Below are 21920 nucleotides of genomic sequence, written 5' to 3' on the forward strand. Positions count from 1 at the left end.
TCAGGACAGCACTTGGCCGGTAGGCACTTTCAGGCCGTCATGCCACCACGCCGCAAGACTGAAGACGTTGGGCGTCTTGAGAATCGTGAAGTGGTTGCCCGGGCCGTACCACACCGCCAGATCCGTCACCTGACGCTGCCAGCCTTCAACCATCGCCGCCTGCTCGCGCTGATTGCCCCACGCATCCAGCGTCGGGTCATCGACCAGCGCCAGCCGCACGGGGCCGGTGTAGGCCAGTTGCGGTTGATAGACCGTGCGCAGCGCTGTGGCGAAGGTGCGGACCGGGCCGTGCATCGCATCAGGCGCGGCGCGCTCCGACAGCACGCCGGCGTGCACCATGCCGGCATGCAACAAGCGCATTTGCGTGGCGTCATCAGCGTCGGCGAACACCTGTAGATCAATCTCCAGCGACTTGCCACTGGACAGTTGCAGGGTGTCGATCAAGCGTTCCAGCGCCGCCGTGCCGGTGTACGGTTTGCCCGCCGTACCGTTGCTGCCCGGCGCCTCGCTGTCGATCAACGTCAACGAAGCCACCTCGCGGCCGACCGCTTGCAACTGCGCTGCCATGGCATGCGCGACCCAACCGCCAAAGGAATGGCCGATCAGGTGCACTGGGCCTTGCGGATAAACCTGCGCGATGGCTTGCAGGTAGAACGCAGCAGCAGCTTCGACCTGACTGTGCGGCACACTGCTGCCGTCCAGTCCGCGCGGTTGCAGGCCGATGATCGGCCACTCCGGCCCGATCGCTTCGGTCAGATGAATGAACCCGGTGACACTGTCGCCCGCCCCCGGCACACAGAAAATCGGCGCATGCCCAAGGTGCCCGCTCTGGATCGTCAGCAGCGGCTGATACACCGCCGTGGCGGGCGCGACCAGGGCCTCAAGTGCCTGAGTGATGGCCTGCGCCAACGCCTGAATATGCGGATTTTTCATCATGGTGCGGTGATCGCCGGGGATGTCGATGCACTGCAACAGACGGCTGTCGAAGCGCTCTTCCCAACCGCGTGTCGGACTTGGCACAGACTGCCCGTCCATCAGCGCCTGGGCGCGGAACAGATGAATCGTCTGGCTGGCCGGGCTGACCCGGTAATGCGCCAAGGCCAAGCGATGCGCCGCCTCGCGATCGAAGTAATGCCAGGCATCGGCCGCGCTGACCGTGGCCAGTTCCGGATCGGTCAGTTGCTGCACCTGGCAACGCTGGAACAGCGCGTGGAAATCCAGTTGTTCAATCTCGGCTTCCAGCGCCTCGACCGACGCCAACGCGTTGGTGCCTTCGGCACCGAGCATCAGCGCACGCCCCCGGCAATGCCCGAGCAACTGGCGCTTGTCGAGATCCTTGCCACTCCACATCGCCTTGTCCTGAGCGAGCGAGTTGGGCGCGTAGCTGTCGAGCATGCCGATGAAGTCCACCGTTTGATCCTGACCCAGCAATTGCTGGGCAACTTCATGCGCCAGCACCCCGCCGAACGACCAGCCCGCCAGACGATACGGCCCGTGTGGCTGCACCAAACGGATGATTCCGGCCATCCGCCTGGCCATGCATTCGATTGTGCGTAGCTGTGGCTGACCCAGCGGCACGCCGGGCAGGCCATAAATCGCAAACTCGCCGCCAATGTGCTGCGCCAGCGTCGGGAAATACACGTCGCGGCCACTGAACTCATGCACCAGGAACAGCGGCGTGCCGATATCCCCGGCACGCACCACGACAAGCCCCTCCGGCAGTCCAGCGATTTCGTCCTGAGCGAGCAACGCCGCCGCCGACTCGATGTTCGGATGCTGGAACAACTGGGCCAGTGATATCTGCAATCCGCCGCGCTGCATCAAACTCACCAGTCGCACCGCGAGCAACGAATGCCCACCCAGTTCGAAGAAGTTGTCATGACGCCCGACTTGCTCAACGTTGAGCACTTCGGCCCAGATACGCGCCATCGCAGTTTCCACCTCGCCTTGCGGCGCCACATAAGGGCGGTTGATCACCGCGTCTGCCCCCGGCTCCGGCAAGGCCTTGCGGTCGACCTTGTCGTTGGGGGTCAGCGGCAATGCGTCGAGCAACACGTAGGCGCCGGGCACCATGTACTCCGGCAAACGCTCAAGCACATGGGCCCGCAAGACCTCCAGGTTTGGCGTTTCGATCCCTGCACGCAACGTGTACCAGGCCACCAAGCGTTCATCGCGCACCATGACCACCGCTTCGCGGATCGCGGGATGTTCGATCAGCCGCGCTTCGATTTCGCCAGGTTCCAGGCGCAAGCCGCGCAGCTTGATCTGGAAGTCGTTGCGTCCGAGGAATTCCAGATCGCCGTCGTTGTTGTAGCGCGCCAGATCGCCGGTACGGTACAGGCGATCGCCCGGCACGAACGGACTGTCGATAAAACGCTCGGCCTGCATGTCGGGCAGTCCGTGATAACCGCGTGCCACGCCCACACCGCCAATGTGCAACTGGCCGCTGACACCCTGCGGCACCGGTTGATCGTAAGCATCGAGCACGTACAAGCGCGTGTTGCTCAGCGCCTGGCCGATCGGCACCACGCTGTGCGGCACCGGTTGATCCGGTTCAAGCGTCCAGCCGGTGCTGTCAACTGTGGTTTCAGTCGGGCCGTACACGTTGTGCAAACGCACCCACGGCAGGCGATCGCGCACCTGACGCACCAGCGCGGCAGTGAGTTCGCCGCCACCGTTGAGCACATCGGTGAGGCTGGTGCACTGGCTGACATCGGCCTGTTCGATGAAATCCTGCAGCAGCGCCGGCACGAACTTGACCACCGTCACTTGGTGCTCGCGAATCGCCTGCACCACATACGCCGAATCGCGGTTGCCATCGGCCCGTGCCAGCACCAGACGCAGGCCGGAACACAGCGGCCAGAAGATCTCCCACACCGAACTGTCGAAACTGAACGGGGCTTTTTGCAGCAGGGCGCCATGCTCGGTCGGCGCGCTGATCTGCGAGCCCCAATGCACCATGTTGCAGGCGCTGCGATGCTCGATCATCACGCCTTTCGGCAGGCCGGTGGAGCCGGAGGTGTAGATCATGTAGGCGAGGTTCGCGGCGCTCAGGCCCGGTACCGGCAAATCATGATCAGGCAGCTGTTGCCAATGACCTTGATCGAGGTCGATCAAGGTCGTTACAGGCGCGGCGAACAGCGAACGCGTCGCCGCTTGTACCAACACCGCGACCGGCGCGCTGTCCGTGAGCATATAGGCCAGACGTTCCGCCGGATATCCCGGATCCAGCGGCACATAGGCACCGCCCGCTTTGAGAATGCCGAGCAGACCGACCACCAGATCCAGCCCGCGCTCAAGGCAAATCGCCACGCGCGAATCCGGCTGCACACCCTGTTCGCGCAAGTGATGAGCCAGTTGATTGGCCCGTGCATTGAGTTCGCGATAGGTGAGGCACCCGGCTTCGGACTGCACGGCGATGGCTTCGGGTTTAGCCCGTACCTGCGCTTCAAACAAGCAGTGCAACGGCTGTTCCAGTGGGCAATCGACTTCGCTGGCGTTGAAGTCGTGCAACAGGCACTGACGCTCGTCCTGCGCCAGCAACGGCACCTGTTCCAGCAGCTTTTTTTCATCGCTCACCAACGCGGCCAGCAAGCGCTGGAAGTAACCGACAAAACGCCGCACCGTCGACTCATCGAACAACGCCGTGGCATAACGCAGCGAACCGCGAACACCATCGGCGCTGTCGCCGAGACTCAGCGACAGGTCGAACTTCACAAAGTGGCTTTCCCCCGCCACGCCTTCCAAGGTCAGGTCACCGAGTTGCAGGCTCGGGCCGTCATTGTTGTCCCAGCTCAACAGTGTCTGGAACAGCGCGCTGTGAGCCAGACTGCGCAGCGGTTTGCTGATGTCCACCACGTGCTCGAACGGCAGATCCTGATGCGCCTGCGCCGCCAGGGTTTGCGCCTTGACCCGCGCCAGCAACGCTTCGCCGCTGAGTGCGCCCGACGTATCGATGCGCAGGGCCAGGGTGTTGACGAACATGCCGATCAAGCCTTCGATCTCGGCGCGGGTACGATTGGCCACCGGCGAGCCGATGACCACGTCGGTCTGCCCGGACAAGCGACTGAGCAGCATCGCCCAGGCACTCAAGATCACCATGTACGGCGTCACCGCGCGACGTTGGCACAGCGCTTTGAGTCCGCGACTCAGCGGCGCGCCCAGCACCACATCGATATGGCTGCCGGCAAAGTCCTGTTGCGCCGGACGCGGACGATCGGTCGGCAGGGTCAGCAACGCAGGGGCGCCAGCGAGGTTCTGCTGCCAGTAATCGCTCTGCCGTTGCAGCACCTCGCCGCTGAGCCAGCGGCGTTGCCACACCGCGTAATCGCTGTACTGCAGCGTCAGCGCGGGCAGCGGGTCTTGCTGGTCATGGCTGAACGCTTGATACAACGCCGCCAACTCACGGGTCAGCACACCCATCGACCAGCCATCGGAGATGATGTGATGCAGCGTCAGCAACAGCACGTGGTGATCGTCGGCCAAACGCACCAGACGTCCGCGAATCAGCGAATCGCGAGCAAGATTGAACGGTGCGCCGGCTTGCTCTTCGATCAGCCCACGCAAAGCATTATCGGCCTGCGGGTGCTGGCGCAAATCTTCAACCTGTAGCAACAGCGCGGCCTCGGCCGGCACGATCAGCACCTGCGCTTGATCGTCGATTTGGGTGAAGCGGCTGCGCAGGGTTTCGTGGCGCTCGACAATGCGCGCCAGTGCCCGTTGCAGCGCGTCTTCATCCAGCCGCCCGCGCAGACGCAGGCCCAGCGGAATGTTGTACGCCGTGTTGCCACCGTCCATTTGCGCCAGGAACCACAGGCGCTGTTGCGCAAACGACAACGGCAGTGCTTGCTCACGCGGTGCCGGCACAATCACCGGCAACGTGCTGCGTGCGGCCCGGCTCAATACCTGCGCCACGGCCGCCAACTCAGGATTGGCGAACAACTCCGCCAGTGTCAGCTCCACATCCAGCTGTTGGCGAACCTGCGACAGCATGCGCATCGCCAGCAATGAATGACCGCCCAACTCGAAGAAATTATCGTGTCGTCCCACCTGCTCGACCTGCAACAACCCGGCCCAGATGCGCGCCAGGTTTTCCTCCAGCATCGTGACGGGCGCCACGTAGACCCGGCTGAGCATGGCGGTCTGGGTCGGTGCCGGCAGTGCCTTGCGGTCGATCTTGCCGTTGTTGTTCAGCGGCAACGCTTCCAGTTGCACCCACGCCGTCGGCACCATGTACTCCGGCAAGCGCGCCGACAGTTGCGCGTGCAATTCGGTGCTGTCGAGTTGCCCTGCGTGCGCGGTGTAATAGGCGACCAGACGCGGGGTTTCCTGAGCGTCGCGGCGCGCCAGCACCACGGCTTCCCTGATACCCGCGCAGTTGAGCAAACGGCTTTCGATCTCACCTAGCTCGATACGGAAACCACGGATTTTCACCTGATCGTCGTTGCGCCCGACGCAATCGAGTTGCCCCGGCGCCAGCCAGCGCGCGAGGTCGCCGGTGCGATACAGCAACGCGCCGGGTTTATCGCTGAACGGATCACGGAGGAATTTTTCGGCGGTCAGATCGGCTCGGTTCAGATAACCCAGTGCCACGCCCTGCCCGCCGATATACAGCTCACCGGTCACGCCCATCGGCACTGGTTGCTGATGCGCATCGAGTACATAGACCTGGGTGTTGGAAATCGGCCCACCGATCGGCACGCTGTCGGCATTTTCCGCCACCTCCCGCACTTCGAACGTCGTGGCGTAGGTGGTGGTTTCGGTCGGGCCATAGCAATGCACGACGCGCAGTTGCGGCGCCTCGACCAGCAGCGTGCGGAACGCCGCCGGATCACCGCGCTCGCCACCACAGAGCAGAATGCGCAGCCCTTTGAGCGCTTGCGGGATAAGTTGCACGTACTGGTTGAACAGCGCTGTGGTGACGAACAGTATCGTCGCGCCACTGGCATTCAGTTCACGGCCAAAGGCCTGCGGATCCAGCAGGGTCTGATGGTCGATGATCACCACGCGCCCACCGTTGAGCAACGGCCCCCAAATGTCCATGGTGCTGGCGTCGAACGCCGGATTCGAGGCGAACACCACGCGATCCTGCGCATTGAAATCGGCGTAACCGTTATTGAGCAGCAAACGGCCGATGCCACGGTGCGGCACCATCACCCCCTTAGGCGTGCCGGTGGAACCGGAGGTGTACATGATGTACGCCAGCGACTCCGAGGACTGCACAAGATTGGGGTTATGCGTCGGTTGCCCGCTGAGGGTCAGCCTGTCCAGATCGATACGCGGCGCGGCGTAATCGATGACTTCGCCGCTCAGGGTCAGCAGCGCGGCCGCCCGACAGTCCTCTACCATGAACGCCTGACGCTCGCTCGGCGCATGGATGTCCAGCGGTACATAGGCCGCCGCGCACTTGGCAATCGCCAGTTGTGCGACCAGTAGTTCCAGCGAACGTGGCAACAGGATCGCTACGTGATCCCCCGGTTGCACACCTTGGCCGATCAGGTGATGAGCCAGGCGATTGGCCTGCGCGTTCAGTTCGAAATAGCTCAGCGATTGCGCGCCATGCACCGCCGCCACAGCCTTTGGATGCGCCGCCGCTTGTTGTTGGAAAATCCCGTGCACGGTCAGAGTCTGCGGGTAATCGCGCGCGGTGGCGTTGAAGTCGACGAGCAAGCGCTGACGCTCATCCGCCGCCAGTAACGGCAGGTGTTCAAGGACTGCGTGATCATTGCCGACCATCGCTTGCAGCAGCCGCTGGAAATAGCCGACAAAGCGGCGGATGGTCGATTCGTCAAACAGCGCCGAGGCGTAGTTCAGCGAGCCGCGAATCACACCGTTGACTTCGCCCAGGGTCAGCGTCAGGTCGAACTTGGCGACCTCGTCCGCGCCGGCCACCGCTTCCAGTGTCAGCTCGCCCAGCGCCAGTTGCGGGCCGCCGTGACTGTCCCAGCTCAATGTGGTCTGGAACAGCGGGCTGTGCGCCAGGCTGCGCGACGGTCGGGCGATTTCCACCACCTGTTCGAACGGCAAGTCCTGATGCGCCTGCGCCTCCAGTGTCCGCGCCTTGACCCGGGCCAGCAGCGTTTCGACACTCGGCTCGCCCGAGGTATCGATGCGCAGCGCCAGGGTGTTGACGAACATGCCGATCAAGCCTTCGATTTCCGCGCGAGAGCGGTTGGCCACCGGCGAGCCGATCACCACATCGGCCTGCCCGGACAGACGACTCATCAGCAATGCCCAGGCACTCGTCAGGGTCATGAACAGGGTCACGCCATGCCGCTGGCTCAGGACTTTGAGTCCGGCACTCAGATGTGGGTCCAGCACCACTTCGAGGTTGCTGCCGGCATAATCCTGATGCTCCGGGCGCGGGCGATCGGTGGGCAGCGTCAACAACGCCGGCGCACCGTCGAGGGTCTGTTGCCAGTATTCGCTTTGCCGGTGCAGCACGTCACCGCTGAGCCAGCGCCGTTGCCACACCGCATAGTCGCCGTATTGCAGCGCCAGCGCTGGCAGCGGATCGGGCTGGCCCTGGCTGAACGCCTGATACAACGCCATCAATTCGCGGGTCAGCACGCCCATCGACCAACCGTCGGCGACGATGTGGTGTACGGTCAGCAACAGCACATGGTGATCGCCGGCCAGACGCACCAGCTTTCCGCGAATCAGCGAATCGTTCTGCAGATCAAACGCTGTCGAGGCCGCCTGCTCCATCAACCTCTGCAAGGTGTCCTCGGCCTGAGGCTGTTGACACAGATCTTCAACACGCAGCAGCAGGCCGCTGTCGACCGGCGCAATCGTCACCTGCGCAGCGTCATCGCGACTAATGAAGCGGCTGCGCAGGGTTTCGTGGCGGGCCACAATGCGCGCGAGCGCCGCTTGCAGCGCATCGATGTCGAGTCGGCCACGCAGGCGCAGGGCGATGGGGATGTTGTACGCCGAGTTGCCGCCCGCCATTTGCGCCAGGAACCACAGGCGTTGCTGGGCGAAGGACAAGGTGCCGTCACGCGTTACCGGCACAATCGACGGCTGGGTGCTGCGCTCGGCACCCGCCAGGCACTCAGCGACCGCCGCCAGTTCGGCATTGGCGAACAGATCCGCCAACGCCAGCTCCAACCCCAACTGTTGCCGGACCTGCGCAACCATGCGCATCGCCAATAATGAATGCCCGCCGAGTTCGAAGAAATGATCATGGCGCCCCACCCGTTCGACCTGCAGCACCTCGGCCCAGATCTGCGCCAGCGTAGTTTCGGTCTCGCCCTGCGGCGCGGCGTAGTCACGGGTGAACAACGCGGCCAGATCCGGTTTCGGCAAAGCCTTGCGGTCGACTTTGCCGTTGGCCGTCAGCGGTAAGGCGTCGAGCCGGACAAAAGCGGCCGGCAGCATGTACTCCGGCAGTTGCTCCGCTAGATGCGCACGTATTTGTCCGACGCTCAGCGCCTCGGCTGGCGCCGCCTCGATGAAATACGCCACCAGTCGCGGCTGGCCGGGTTGATCTTCACGGGCCAGCAGCACGGCTTCCTGAATCCCTGGCAACTGATTGAGGCAGGTCTCGATTTCGCCGAGTTCGATGCGCACGCCACGGATTTTTACCTGATCGTCATTGCGCCCCAGGTAGTCGAGCGTGCCGTCCTCGCGCCAGCGCGCAAGGTCGCCGGTGCGATACATCCGCGCGTTCGGCAATGGGCTGAACGGGTCGTGCAGAAAACGCTCGGTGGTCATTTGCGGGCGGTTCAAGTAGCCACGGGCGACGCCGGCACCGCCAACGTATAACTCGCCCATCACTCCCAGTGGCACCGGACGCTGTTGCTCATCCAGCAGATAAACACTGGCATTGCTCACCGGTTTGCCGATGTGCAGCACTTGCCCTGCCTCGATCAACCCGGACGTGGCGACCACAGTGGCCTCGGTCGGACCGTAGTTGTTGATCACCTTGAAGGACTGATTGCGGTTGAACTGGCGCAGGCGATCGCCGCCGATCAACAGGGTTTTCAGGGTTGGATGCACTTGCTCCTGGCTGAAGGCGTACTCGGCCACCGGGGTCGGCAGGAAACTCACGTCCAGCGGCTGCGCGCGCCACCAGTCGAGCAGCGCATCGATGTCCTCGTTGCCGTCGTGGGCCGGCGCCAGATGCAGCGTCGCGCCGATGCACAACGCCGGCCAGACTTCCCAGGCCATGGCGTCGAAACCGAACCCGGCCAGGCTTGAGGTGTGGCTACCGGCGCGCAGATCGAACGCCGCACAATGCCAATCGACCAGATTGCTCAGGGTGCGGTGCTCGACCATCACGCCTTTGGGCAGCCCGGTGGAACCAGAGGTATAGATCACATACGCCAAGTGCTGCGGTGTCAGCGCGGGCACTGACGGAGTATCCATTCTGCCGCTCGACCACTGACGCAAATCGAGATCGATCACCGGCACTTGCAGCACCGGAAGGCGTGCGCGCAGTGCGCTTTGGGTCAACACCGCAACCGGTGCACTGTCCTCCAGCAGATAGTTCAGGCGCTCCGCTGGATGCGCCGGATCCAGCGGCACATAACCGGCGCCCGCCTTGAGAATCGCCACCAGTCCGACCAGCGTATCGAGCCCGCGACGGGCAATGATGGCCACACGATCATCAGGCCGCACACCCGCTTCGATCAGATGATGCGCCAAGGCGTTGGCCTGCTGGTCGAGTTCGGCGTAACTCAAGCTCGCGCCTGCAAAAATCGCCGCCAGCGCGTGCGGTCGCTCAGCCACTTGCTGCTCGAAACGCTGGCCGATCGTCAGCCCCTGAGGGAAATCGGCGTGGGTGGCATTAAAGCCGATCAACAGCTGTTCGCGCTCTGCGGCCGACAGGATCGACAAGCGCTCGAAGCCTTGATGCGGTGCGTGTTCCAGCGCTTGCACAAGGCTGTGCAAGGCACATTGCAGGTAATCGCAAGTACGCCGCGCGTCGATGCCGGCACCGACCAATGCGCTGAGGCTGAAGCCTTCGCCGAGGTCGTCAACGCTAAGGGTCAGGCGATAGTTACTGTGTTCCTCGGCTTCCAGCAATTGCATGCCGTGCCAGGCCGCTGCGGCCTCGGTAGAACTCGCTGGCGCCGCAGCCCCGTGACGATAGTTGAACAAAGTGCTGAACAGCGGCGTGGTCGGCGCCATCGCGCTGCAATGCTGGATACGCGCCAGTTGCGCATGTTCGTGCTGGAGCAATTGGCTCAGCCGTTGATGGGTGGCCAGGGCCGCGCCTTTGACGGTGTGCGCGGTCAGATCGATGCGCAGCGGCAAGGTATTGATAAACACCCCGAGCGCACGCTCGGCGCCCTCACCGCCCTGCAAGCGCCCGAGCAATACCGTGCCGAACACCACGTCGTCGCGGCCCGACAACTGCCCGAGCACCTGCGCCCAGGCCAGGTGCATCAGGCTCGCGGCGCTGACACCCAGACGCCGCGCCTGCTGGCGGATGTCGCGGCTCAGACCGAGGTCGAGGGTCAACCGTGCCTGCTCAGCCAACCCTTGCTGTGCCGGGGCCTGGCCGTAAGGCGAGGTTGGCTCGTCGACATCGCCAAGCATGTCGCGGAAGAAGCTTTCGTGCTGCAGATCGCTCATTCCGGTCAAGGTCTGCGCCACGTAATTGCGGTATGGCACCGGCTCGGCCAGACGTTGTGGCTGGCCGCTGAGGAAGGCCTGCATTTCCTGTTGCAGTACCTCCAGCGCGACGTGGTCCATCACCAGATGATGGAACAGCAACAAAGCGACAACCCGCTGATTGATCGCGTCCCACGCGTGGACCACGCGCATCAGCGGCGCCTGGTTGACGGCCATGCGGTAGTGACCGGCATCGAAGCGACTGCGCAACTGCTCCAGTGCGTCGCCGTTCGCGCCCTCCAGCGCAATACCTTCGCAGACCAGCGACGCCTGGCGCCAAACCACTTGCACCGGGTCTGCGAGGCCTTCCCAGAACAGCGAGGTGCGCAGAATGTCGTGGCGCTGGATGACCTTCTGCAGAGCTTCAGTGAAGGTGTTCAGACGCTGTTCATCGGCAAACGCAAACTGCGCCTGCAATACGTAGGGGTCGCCCTGAGCGGCCGACAGGTGATGGAACAGAATGCCCGTCTGCAGCGGCGCCAGCGGGTAAATATCCTGCACATTGGCCACGCCGCCCGGGATGCTGGCGACGATGCGGTCAAGGGTCTTTTGATCGAGCGTCACCAGCGGCAGCAGATCCGGGGTGATGCGCGTGCAATCGGCAGTGATGCGATTGACCGGTACTTCGGCCTCTGGCTCACCACCCACAGCGGCAGCCAGCGCGGCCAGTGTCGGCTGGTTGAACAGCACGCGTATGTCGGCGCTCAGACCGGCACGACGCATTTTCGCCACCAGATTCACCGCCATCAGCGAGTGCCCGCCCAGTTCGAAGAAGTGGTCGTGACGACCTACCCGCTCGACATTGAGCAATTCGGCCCACAGTTGCGCGAGAGCGACTTCCACCTCGCCAATCGGCGCTTCATATTCACGTGTGGTCAGTGCTGTCAGATCAGGCGCCGGCAGTGCCTTGCGGTCGAGTTTGCCGTTCGGACTCAGTGGCAGCGAATCAAGATGCACGAACACCGCAGGCACCATGTAGTCCGGCAAGTGCTCCAGCAAATGGCTGCGCAGCACTTCGATGTCCAGCCGCTCCCCGGTGTAATACGCGACCAGACGCTTGTCGCCGGGCACGTCTTCGCGGGCCAGCACCACGGATTCCTGTACGCCATGGATCTGGGTCAGGCGCGCCTGGATTTCGCCCAGTTCGATGCGCAAGCCGCGGATTTTCACCTGGTCGTCGTTGCGGCCCAGGTATTCGATATTGCCGTCGGCCAGATAGCGGGCAACGTCACCGGTGCGGTACATACGGCCATTGGCCTGGAACGGATCATCGAGGAAGCGTTCCGCGCTCAGCTCTGGTCGGTTGAGGTAACCACGGGCCACCTGCACGCCGCCGATGTACAACTCACCGACCACGCCGTGCGGCACCGGTTGTTGCTGGCCGTCGAGGATGTACATACGGGTGTTGGCGATCGGTTTGCCGATCGGCGTGTTGTCCGGGGTTTGCTCGATCGGTCCGGCGCAATCCCACGCGGTGACATCGACGGCGGCTTCGGTCGGGCCGTAGAGGTTGTGCAACGCGCTGCCCGGCAATTGCCGTTTGAACCGCCGCACCAGACTGCCCGGCAACGCTTCACCGCTGCACATCACCTGACGCAGCTCCGAGCAGCGCTCGGTGTCGCCATGGGCAAGAAACACGTCGAGCATCGATGGCACGAAGTGCAGCGTGGTAATCCGTTCTTGCTCGATGATCTCGCTGAGATACCGCGGGTCCTTGTGTCCACCGGGCTGTGCCATGACCAGACGTGCGCCGGTCATCAGCGGCCAGAAAAATTCCCACACCGACACGTCGAAGCTGAACGGAGTCTTCTGCAACACCGTGTCAGCCGCCGTCAGTTGATAAGCGTCCTGCATCCACAACAAGCGGTTGACCACCGCGCTGTGTTCATTGATCACGCCCTTCGGCTGACCGGTCGAGCCCGAGGTGTAGATCACATAGGCAGTGTGCTGCGGGGTCAACTCAGCGGCGGGCAGATTGTACGCTGGCAACGACTGCCAGTGCGGTTGATCCAGATCGATCACCGGTACGGCAATGTCACCCAGCAGTTGGCGGGTCGAACCCTGCACCAGTACTGCCAGCGGCGCGCTGTCCTCCAGCATGTAGGCCAGACGTTCCAGCGGATACGCCGGGTCCAGCGGCACGTAACCGCCGCCAGCCTTGAGGATCGCCAGCAGGCCGATGACCATGTCCAGACCACGCTCGACGCAGATCGCCACCCGTGAATCCGGTCGCACCCCCAAGCCACGCAAGTGCTGCGCCAGTTGATTGGCCCTGGCGTTGAGTTCGGCAAAACTCAGACGTTGCGCGTCACTCTGCAACGCAATCGCCAGCGGCGTGCGCGCGACTTGCGCCTCGAACAGAGCATGAATCGTCTGTTCAAGATCGTAATCGACGTCGGTGGCATTGAACTCGGCCAGCAAACGTTGCTGTTCGTCCTGCGCCAACAGCGGTGCGTGCTCCAATACCGTTTGCTCATTGGCGACCATCGCCTGCAGCAGACGCTGGAAATAACCGACAAAACGCAGCACCGTCGCTTCGTCGAACAACGCGGTGGCGTACTCCAGCGAACCCCGGATCACACCGTTGGACTCACCCAGGCTCAGCGACAAATCGAACTTGGCAAAGTGACTGGGCTCAGCCACGCCTTCCAGCGTCAAATCACCGAGGGCCAGTGCCGGGCCTGCCAGACCGTCCCAACTCAGCAACGTCTGGAACACCGGACTGTGCGCCAGGCTGCGCATGGGCCGGATGATTTCCACCACCTGCTCGAACGGCAGATCCTGATGCGCCTGCGCTGCGAGCGTCAGCGCCTTGACTCGGGCCAGCAGCGCTTCGACGCTGAGTTCGCCCGAGGTGTCGATGCGCATAGCCAGTGTGTTGACGAACATGCCGATCAAATCTTCGATCTCGGCACGGTTGCGGTTGGCCACGGGCGAACCGATGACCACCTCAGCCTGACCGGACAATCGACTGAGCAGCATGGCCCAGGCGCTCATCAGCGTCATGTACAACGTCACGCCATGCCGTTGCCCCAGCGCCTTGAGGCCGGCGCTCAAGCGCTCGTCGAGCACAACGTCGACGCTGCTGCCGGCATAGTCCTGCTGCGCCGGGCGCACGCGATCGGTCGGCAACAGCAACAGCGCCGGAGCCCCCGCCAGGGTCTGCTGCCAGTATTCGCTCTGACGCTGCAACACCTCGCCACTGAGCCAGCGCCGTTGCCACACCGCGTAATCGCTGTATTGCAACGCCAGGGGCGGCAGCGGATCCGGCTGACCGTGGCTGAACGCCTGATACAACGCCATCAGTTCGCGGGTCAAAACCCCCATCGACCAGCCATCGGAGATGATGTGGTGCAGGGTCAGCAACAGCACGTGATGATCGTCGGCCAGATGCACCAAGCGCCCGCGAATCAGCGCATCGTCCTGCAAATCGAACGGCCCCGAGGCTTCGCCCTGAATCAGCGCCTGCAAGGTTTCCTCGGGTTGCGGGTGCTGGCGCAAATCTTCAACGCGCAACAGTAGACCGCTGTCGACCGGGGCGATCAGCACTTGCGCCTCATCATTGAACTGGGCAAAACGGCTGCGCAGGGTTTCATGCCGCGCGACGATGCGCGCCAGGGCTTGTTGCAGGGCCGGTTCATTCAACTGCCCACGCAAACGCAGGCCGATGGCAATGTTGTACGCGGTGTTGGCGCCTTCCATCTGCGCCAGAAACCATAAGCGTTGCTGCGCGAACGACAGCGGCAAGGCGCCGTCTCGGGCCACCGCAACAATCTTCGGTTGCGTGCTGCGCCCGGCCTGCGCCACTGCCTCGGCGACCGCAGCCAATTCGGCGTTGGCAAACAGATCGCCCAGCGCCAGTTCCACGCCAAGGTGCTGGCGAACCTGGGACACCATGCGCATCGCCAACAGCGAATGGCCGCCCAGTTCAAAGAAATGGTCCTGACGCCCGACTCGCTCGACTTGCAGCACCTGCGCCCAGATCTGCGCCAAGGCGCTTTCCAGCTCGTTGTGCGGCGCCTCGTATTCGCGGGTGAACAGCGCCGCACGCTCGGGTTTGGGCAGGGCCTTGCGGTCGACTTTGCCATTGGCGGTCAACGGCAGTGCCTCGAGTCGGACGAAGGCCACCGGCACCATGTACTCCGGCAACTGGGTCAACAAGTGCGTGCGCAACTCGGCCACCGCCAGCGGTTCGACCTGGCTCTGCTCGGTGAAGTAAGCCACCAGGCGCGGTTGCCCGGGTTCATCTTCGCGCGCCAGCAGCACGGCTTCCTGAATGCCGGGCAACTGATTGAGGCGGGTTTCGATTTCGCCGAGTTCGATGCGCACGCCACGGATTTTCACCTGATCGTCGTTACGCCCCAGATAGTCGATCGTGCCGTCGGCGCGCCAGCGGGCGAGGTCACCAGTGCGGTACATGCGCGCATTCGGCAATGCGCTGAACGGGTCGTGGAGGAAGCGCTCGGCGCTCAGTTCGGCGCGGTTCAAATAACCGCGCGCCACCCCGGCGCCGCCAACGTACAACTCGCCCATGACGCCAATCGGCACCGGACGCTGCTGTTCATCGAGCAGGTACACCGTGGCGTTGGCCACCGGTTTTCCGATGTGCAAGGCGTCGCCCGCCTCGATGCGTCCAGAGGTCGCGACCACGGTGGCTTCGGTCGGGCCGTAGTTGTTGATCACATCAAATTGCTGATTGCGGCTGAACTGGCGCAAGCGGTCGCCACCGATCAACAGTGTGCGCAACGTCGGGTGTTCGAGGTTCTGGCTGAAGGCATATTCGGCCACGGGCGTTGGCAGGAAACTCACGTCCAGTGGCTGCGCGCGCCACCAGGCGAGCAGTGCATCGATGTCCTCGGTGCCTTCGTGAGTCGGTGCCAGGTGCAGGGTCGCACCGGCGCACAACGCCGGCCAGACTTCCCACGCCATGGCGTCGAAACCGAAGCCGGCAAGGCTTGAGGTGTGGCGTCCGGCGCACAGATCAAACGCTGAGCAGTGCCAATCGACCAGATTCGACAAGGTGCGGTGTTCGACCATTACGCCTTTGGGCAGGCCGGTGGAACCGGAGGTGTAGATCACGTAGGCCAGGTGCGCGGGGGTCAGGCCCGGCACGTGCGGGTCACAGATTCCGCTCAGCGGCCAGGTGCGCGGGTCGAGATCGATCACCGGCACCTGCAGCGCTGGCAGGCGCTCACGCAGATTGTTTTGGGTCAGCACAGCAACGGGGGCGCTGTCGCTGAGCAAGTAATACAGACGCTCGGCCGGATGCGCCGGGTCGACCGGTATATAAGCGGCGCCCGCCTTGAGAATCGCCACCAGCCCGACCAGCGTATCGAGGCCTCGGCGGGCGACGATGGCGACGCGATCGTCGGGCTTCACCCCCAGCGCGATCAGATGATGGGCCAAGGCGTTGGCCTGCCGGTTGAGTTCGGCATAGCTCAGTTGCTCATCCAGAAACTGTGCTGCCAGCGCCTCTGGCCGCTGCGCCGCCTGCGCCTCGAACCGCTGGCCAATGGTCAACGTTGCCGGGAAGTCAGCGTGGCTGGCATTGAACGCCACCAACACTTGCTCGCGCTCGGCCGCCGACAGAATCGGCAATTGATTGATCGCGGTGTCGGGCGCCTGCTCCAGTGCCAACACCAGACTTTCCAGGGCGCAGTGCAGGTAATCGCAGATACGCTGTGGATCGACCTCGGTGGTGGCCAGCAGCGTCAGGCTGAACGTATCGCCGAAATCATCGACGCTCAGGGTCAGCGGATAGTTGGTGCGTTCCTCGGAGCTGATCGTGCTGATGCCTTGCCACGCGGCGAGGGTTTCGGCACTGGCCGTCGCCGCCGTGTGGCTGTGACGGTAATTGAGCAAGGCACTGAACAACGGCGTCGGTGCGACTACGCCGCTGCAACGCTGGGCCAGTGCCAGTGGCGCATGTTCGTGGCGCATCAGCGTGGTCAGGCGTTTGTGGGTCGCCTCCACCGCCGCGCGCACGCCTTGCGTATCGACATCGACCCGCAGCGGCAAGGTATTGATGAAGATTCCCAGCGCCCGTTCGGTGGCTTCGGCGCCCTGCATGCGCCCCATCAGCACCGTACCGAAGACCACGCGGTGTTTACCGGTGAGCGTGGCCAATACCTGCGCCCAGCCCAGATGAAACAGGCTCGCGGCGCTCACGCCGAGCTGCCGCGCCTGCACGCGCAGACGCTGGCCGAGCAGCGGATTGATCGGCAGGCTCAGCTCGGCAATACCGAGGCCGTCACCCTGTACGTCTTGCAAACCGTACGGCAGCGTCGGCTCGGCAATGTCAGCGAGCATCTCGCGGAAAAACGCCTCGTGTTCGGCTTCGCTGATACCCAGCCGCGCTTGCGCCACGTAATTGCGAAACGGCACCGGGCGCCCGAGCGATTCACCCTGACCGGTAAGGCAGGCGAGCAGTTCGTGACGCACCACGTCGAGCGCCGAGTGGTCCAGCGCCATGTGATGAAACAGCAACGTCGCAACCACGCGCTGACCGGCCTCATCCCACGCGTAGGCCAGACGCATCATCGGCGCGTGTTTGACGTCGAGACGGAAATGCCGCGCATCGAAGCGCTCGTGCAACTGCTGCAGCACAGCGCTTTCGCTGCCGTCCACCACGACTTCTTCGATCGGCAGCTGCGCTTGGCGCCAGACCACTTGCAGCGGCACGTCCAGCCCTTCCCAATGCACCGCCGTGCGCAAAATGTCGTGGCGGTCGATGACCTTTTGCAAGGCTTGAGCGAAATCCTGCAACCGCTCGCGACTGCTGAACGCAAAGTACGATTGCATGACGTACGGATCGCCCTGCTCGCTGCTCGCGTGGTGATAGAGAATGCCTTCCTGCAACGGTGCCAAGGGATAGAGGTCCTGCACATTGGCGGCACCGCCCGGGACGTCGGCGATCAAGCGATCAAGGGTCGGCTGATCCACTTCGGCCAGGGTCACCATCGCCGGCGTGATGTGCGTGGTGCCGGGAAGAATGCCGTTGGCCGGCACATCGACCTGACCGGCCTTGGTGGCCGAGTACTGTTCGGCCTTGATCAGTTCGATCAGCGCCGGTTTGTGCTCGCGCAGCGCCGCCAGCAGCGCCGGGTCGCTCAACGCCTGTTTGTTGCCATTGACGCGCAATTGCTCATCGGCCAGCGCCAACTGAATGTCTTTTGCCTTCAGGGTTGCCAACAGTTCGAGCACATTCACAGGACGATCTCCATTCTTTCGGTAATTGCGGCGTAGCCGGCCAGGGTCGGTTGTTCGAACAACGCCCTGACATCGGCTTCCATGCCTTCCTGACGTAACCGGCCGATCAGACTGACCGCCAGTAATGAGTGACCACCCAGTTCAAAGAAGTGGTCGTGACGCCCTACCCGTTCGACTTTGAGCAACTCGGCCCAGAGCCGTGCCAGGGTGATCTCGACATCGCCGACCGGCGCTTCGTATTCGCGGGTTTTCAGTGATTGCTGATCCGGCGCCGGCAGCGCCTTGCGGTCGAGCTTGCCGTTGGGGCTCAGCGGCAAAGCGTCGAGATGCACGAACACGGCGGGCACCATGTAGTCCGGCAAATGCTCGAGCAGATGACTGCGCAGCACGTCGATTGCCAGCCGCTCACCGGTGTAATAGGCGACCAGACGTTTGTCGCCGGGCACGTCTTCACGGGCGACCACCACCGCCTCCTGCACGGCTTCGATCCGGGCAATGCCGGCCTGAATTTCGCCCAGTTCAATACGCAGGCCGCGAATCTTCACCTGATCATCGTTACGGCCCAGGTACTCGATGTTGCCGTCCGCCAGATAGCGGGCGACGTCACCGGTGCGATACATCCGCCCGTTGGCCTGGAACGGATCGTCGAGGAAGCGCTCGGCACTCAGCTCAGGTCGGTTCAGATAACCGCGCGCCACCTGCACACCGCCGATGTACAACTCACCGACCACGCCGTGCGGCACCGGTTGTTGTTGCGCATTGAGGATGTACATCCGGGTGTTGGCGATCGGTTTGCCGATCGGCGTGTTGTCCGGGGTTTGCTCGATGGATCCGCTGCAGTCCCATGCGGTGACATCGACGGCAGCTTCGGTCGGGCCGTAGAGGTTATGCAACGCGCTGCCCGTTAACTGAAGCTTGAAACGCCGCACCACACTGCCCGGCAACGCCTCGCCACTGCACATCACCTGCCGCACGCTGTCGCAGCGGGTGGTGTCGCTGTTGGCGAGGAACACGTCGAGCATCGACGGCACAAAGTGCAGCGTGGTGATGTGTTCACGCTCGATCACCTCGCTGAGGTATTGCGGATCCTTGTGCCCGCCGGGCCGCGCCATGACCAGCCGCGCGCCGGTCATCAGCGGCCAGAAGAACTCCCACACCGAGACGTCAAAGCTGAACGGGGTTTTCTGCAAAACAGTGTCGGCCGCCGTCAGTTGATAAGCGTCCTGCATCCACAGCAAGCGGTTGACCACACCGGCATGCTCGTTGACCACGCCTTTGGGCTGGCCGGTCGAGCCCGAGGTGTAGATCACGTACGCCGTGTGTTGTGGCATTAGCGCCGGGATTTGCGGATTGTCGGCGGACAAGGATTGCCAGGTGTCCTGATCGAGATCGACCATCGGTGCCGAGATTTCTCCCAACAGCGCGCGGGTCGCGCCGTGTACCAGCACCACGGCCGGCGCGCTGTCCTCGAGCATGTAGGCCAGACGCTCCGGCGGATAGCTCGGATCCAGCGGTACATAACCGGCGCCAGCCTTGTTGATGGCCAGCAGGCCGATGACCATTTCCAGGCTGCGTTCGACGCAGATTGCCACCCGCGAATCCACTTGCACGCCGAGGCTGATCAAGTGCCCGGCCAGGCGATTGGCGCGCTCGTTCAACTGATCGTAGCTCAATGCCTCTTCGCCGATCACGAGGGCCACAGCCTGTGGCGTACGCCGCACCTGATCTTCGAACAAGCCATGCAGCGTCTGCTGCACATCGTAATCGACGGCGGTGTCGTTGAGGCCGAACAGCAATGCCTGTCGCTCCTCATCCGGCAGCACCGTCAGGCGGTTCAACGGTTGCTGTGACGTGTGTTCCAACGCTTCAACCAGTGCGCTCAGCGCGTTCTGCATGTACTGGCCGATGCGCGCCGCCCCCATGCGCGACGGGGTCATCACCGTCAGTTGAAAACCGCTGCCCAGATCATCGACGTTGAGGGTCAGCGGGTAGTTGGTGCGCTCCTCACCGGCCAGGGATTCGATGCCCTGCCAAGCCTCACGCTGGGTATTTTGCTGAGCATCACTGTCGCTATGCCGGTAATTGAGCATCGCGCTGAACAGCGGCGACGGCGCCGCGACACCGCTGCAACGCTGGGCCAGCGCCAGCGAGGCATGTTCGTGAGCCAACAGCGCACTGAGCCGCGCATGGGTCGCCTTGACCCCAGCGCGCACATCGGTTTCGTCGACATCGACGCGCAATGGCAAGGTGTTGATGAACAGGCCCAACCCGCGATCCGCGCCCGCGCCGCCCTGCATGCGGCCCAGCAGCACCGTGCCGAAGACCACGCGTTCCTGACCGGACGTTGCCGCCAGCACATGCGCCCAGGCGAGATGGAACAGACTGGCGACGCTCACGCCGAGCAACCGCGCCTGACTGCGCAGACGCTGCGCCACCGCAGCAGGCAGCGCCTGGCAGACTTCCTCGATGTCGTTACCGTCGCCGTGGACATCCTGCAGGCCGAACGGCAGCGTCGGCTCGTCGATGTCGCCGAGCATCTCGCGGAAGAACGCTTCGTGCTCTTGTTCGCTGACGCCAAGGCGGGTCTGCGCCACGTAATTGCGGTACGGCACGGCGGCCACCGGCAATCGTTCATCGCCGCGCAAAATCGCCTGCATTTCTGCGCTGACCACTGCCAGCGCGGTGTGGTCCATGGCCATGTGGTGGAACAACAGCATGGCTACCACGCGCTGATTGTCCGGATCGAGGGCATACACCAGACGCAGCAACGGCGCCTGATCCAGCTCCAGACGGCAGTGACGCGCATCGAAGCGTGCACGCAACTGCTCGATGGCTTGACCCTGCGCGGGCTCCAGCGTCACGGCCTGTACCGGCAGCTCGGCACGCCGCCAGACCACTTGCACCGGCACCGCGAGGCCTTGCCAGACAATCGACGTGCGCAGGATGTCGTGGCGCGTCATCACTTGGCGCAACGCTGCAGCGAACGCTTGAACCCGCTCGATGCTGTCGAATGCCAGGCACGATTGCAGCAGGTACGGATCGCCTTTCACGGCGCTGAGGTGGTGATACAGAATGCCTTCCTGCAACGGCGCCAGCGGGTAAATGTCCTGCACGTTGGCCGCACCACCCGGCACCGTGGCGACAATGCGCTCGATGCTCGCCTGATCCAGTTGCACCAGCGGCAGCATGTCCGGGGTGATGTGCGTGCAATCGGCGGCAATCAGATTGTCCGGCACTGCGACTTCACGACCACTGCCCACCGCCGCCGCCAGCGCGGCCAGAGTCGGTTGGCTGAACAGCACGCGCACGTCGCTGCTCAGATCGGCCTGACGCATGCGTTCGATCAGCGTCACCGCCAGCAATGAATGCCCGCCCAGTTCGAAGAAGTTGTCGTGACGGCCAACCTGTTCAACGTTCAAGACGTCCGACCAGATCTGCGCCAGCGCGATTTCCACCGCACCTTGCGGCGCGGCATATTCGCGGCTCAGCCACGCCGTTTGATCCGGCTCTGGCAATGCCTTGCGGTCGAGTTTGCCGTTGGCGGTCAGCGGCAGTGCTGGCAGGCGCACGTAAGCGGCGGGCACCAAGGCCTGCGGCAACTGCGCTTGCAGATGACGGCGCAAATCCTCGATGTCGACGCTCAGGCGTTCGGTAAACCACGCCAGCAACTGGCCGTCGCGCACCAGCACCACGCAATCCTGCACGGCCGCGTGAGCGCTCAACGCCGCTTCGATTTCGCCCAGCTCAATGCGCACGCCGCGCAGTTTGACCTGATCATCGTTACGCCCCAGGTATTCGACCGAACCATCGGCCAACCAGCGTGCGAGATCGCCTGTGCGGTACATGCGCGCCTGCGGTTCGTCGCTGAACGGGTCATCGAGGAAGCGTTCGGCCGTCAGCTCGGGGCGATGCAGATACCCGCGCGCCACACCGGCGCCGCCGACATACAACTCACCCGCGACGCCGAGCGGCACGGGGCGCTGCTGGTCGTCGAGCAGGTAAATCTTCGCGTTGGCCATCGGCCGGCCGATATGCAGCACCTGCCCGGCCTCGACCGCGCCGGAGGTGGCAACCACCGTGGCTTCGGTCGG

Annotated in this window: 2 protein-coding genes (1 of these 2 cut by a window edge); both read right to left on the minus strand. The window is 63.5% G+C overall.

The features are described from left to right. The gene (locus WA225_RS22835; protein ID WP_422609731.1) at positions 1-17829 is read right to left on the minus strand and encodes a non-ribosomal peptide synthase/polyketide synthase; all 17829 of its coding nucleotides are present in this window, start codon (positions 17827-17829) and stop codon (positions 1-3) included. Next, positions 17826-21920 carry the final stretch of an amino acid adenylation domain-containing protein gene (locus WA225_RS22840; protein ID WP_422609732.1) on the minus strand. 8922 nt of this gene lie beyond the right edge of the window, so only the last 4095 of its 13017 coding nucleotides appear in the window; its start codon lies off the right edge, out of view; its stop codon occupies positions 17826-17828. The genes WA225_RS22835 and WA225_RS22840 overlap by 4 nt, the downstream gene beginning before the upstream one ends.

It is taken from the genome of Pseudomonas sp., assembly GCF_049300855.1.
In the GTDB taxonomy this organism is placed as follows: Bacteria; Pseudomonadota; Gammaproteobacteria; order Pseudomonadales; family Pseudomonadaceae; genus Aquipseudomonas.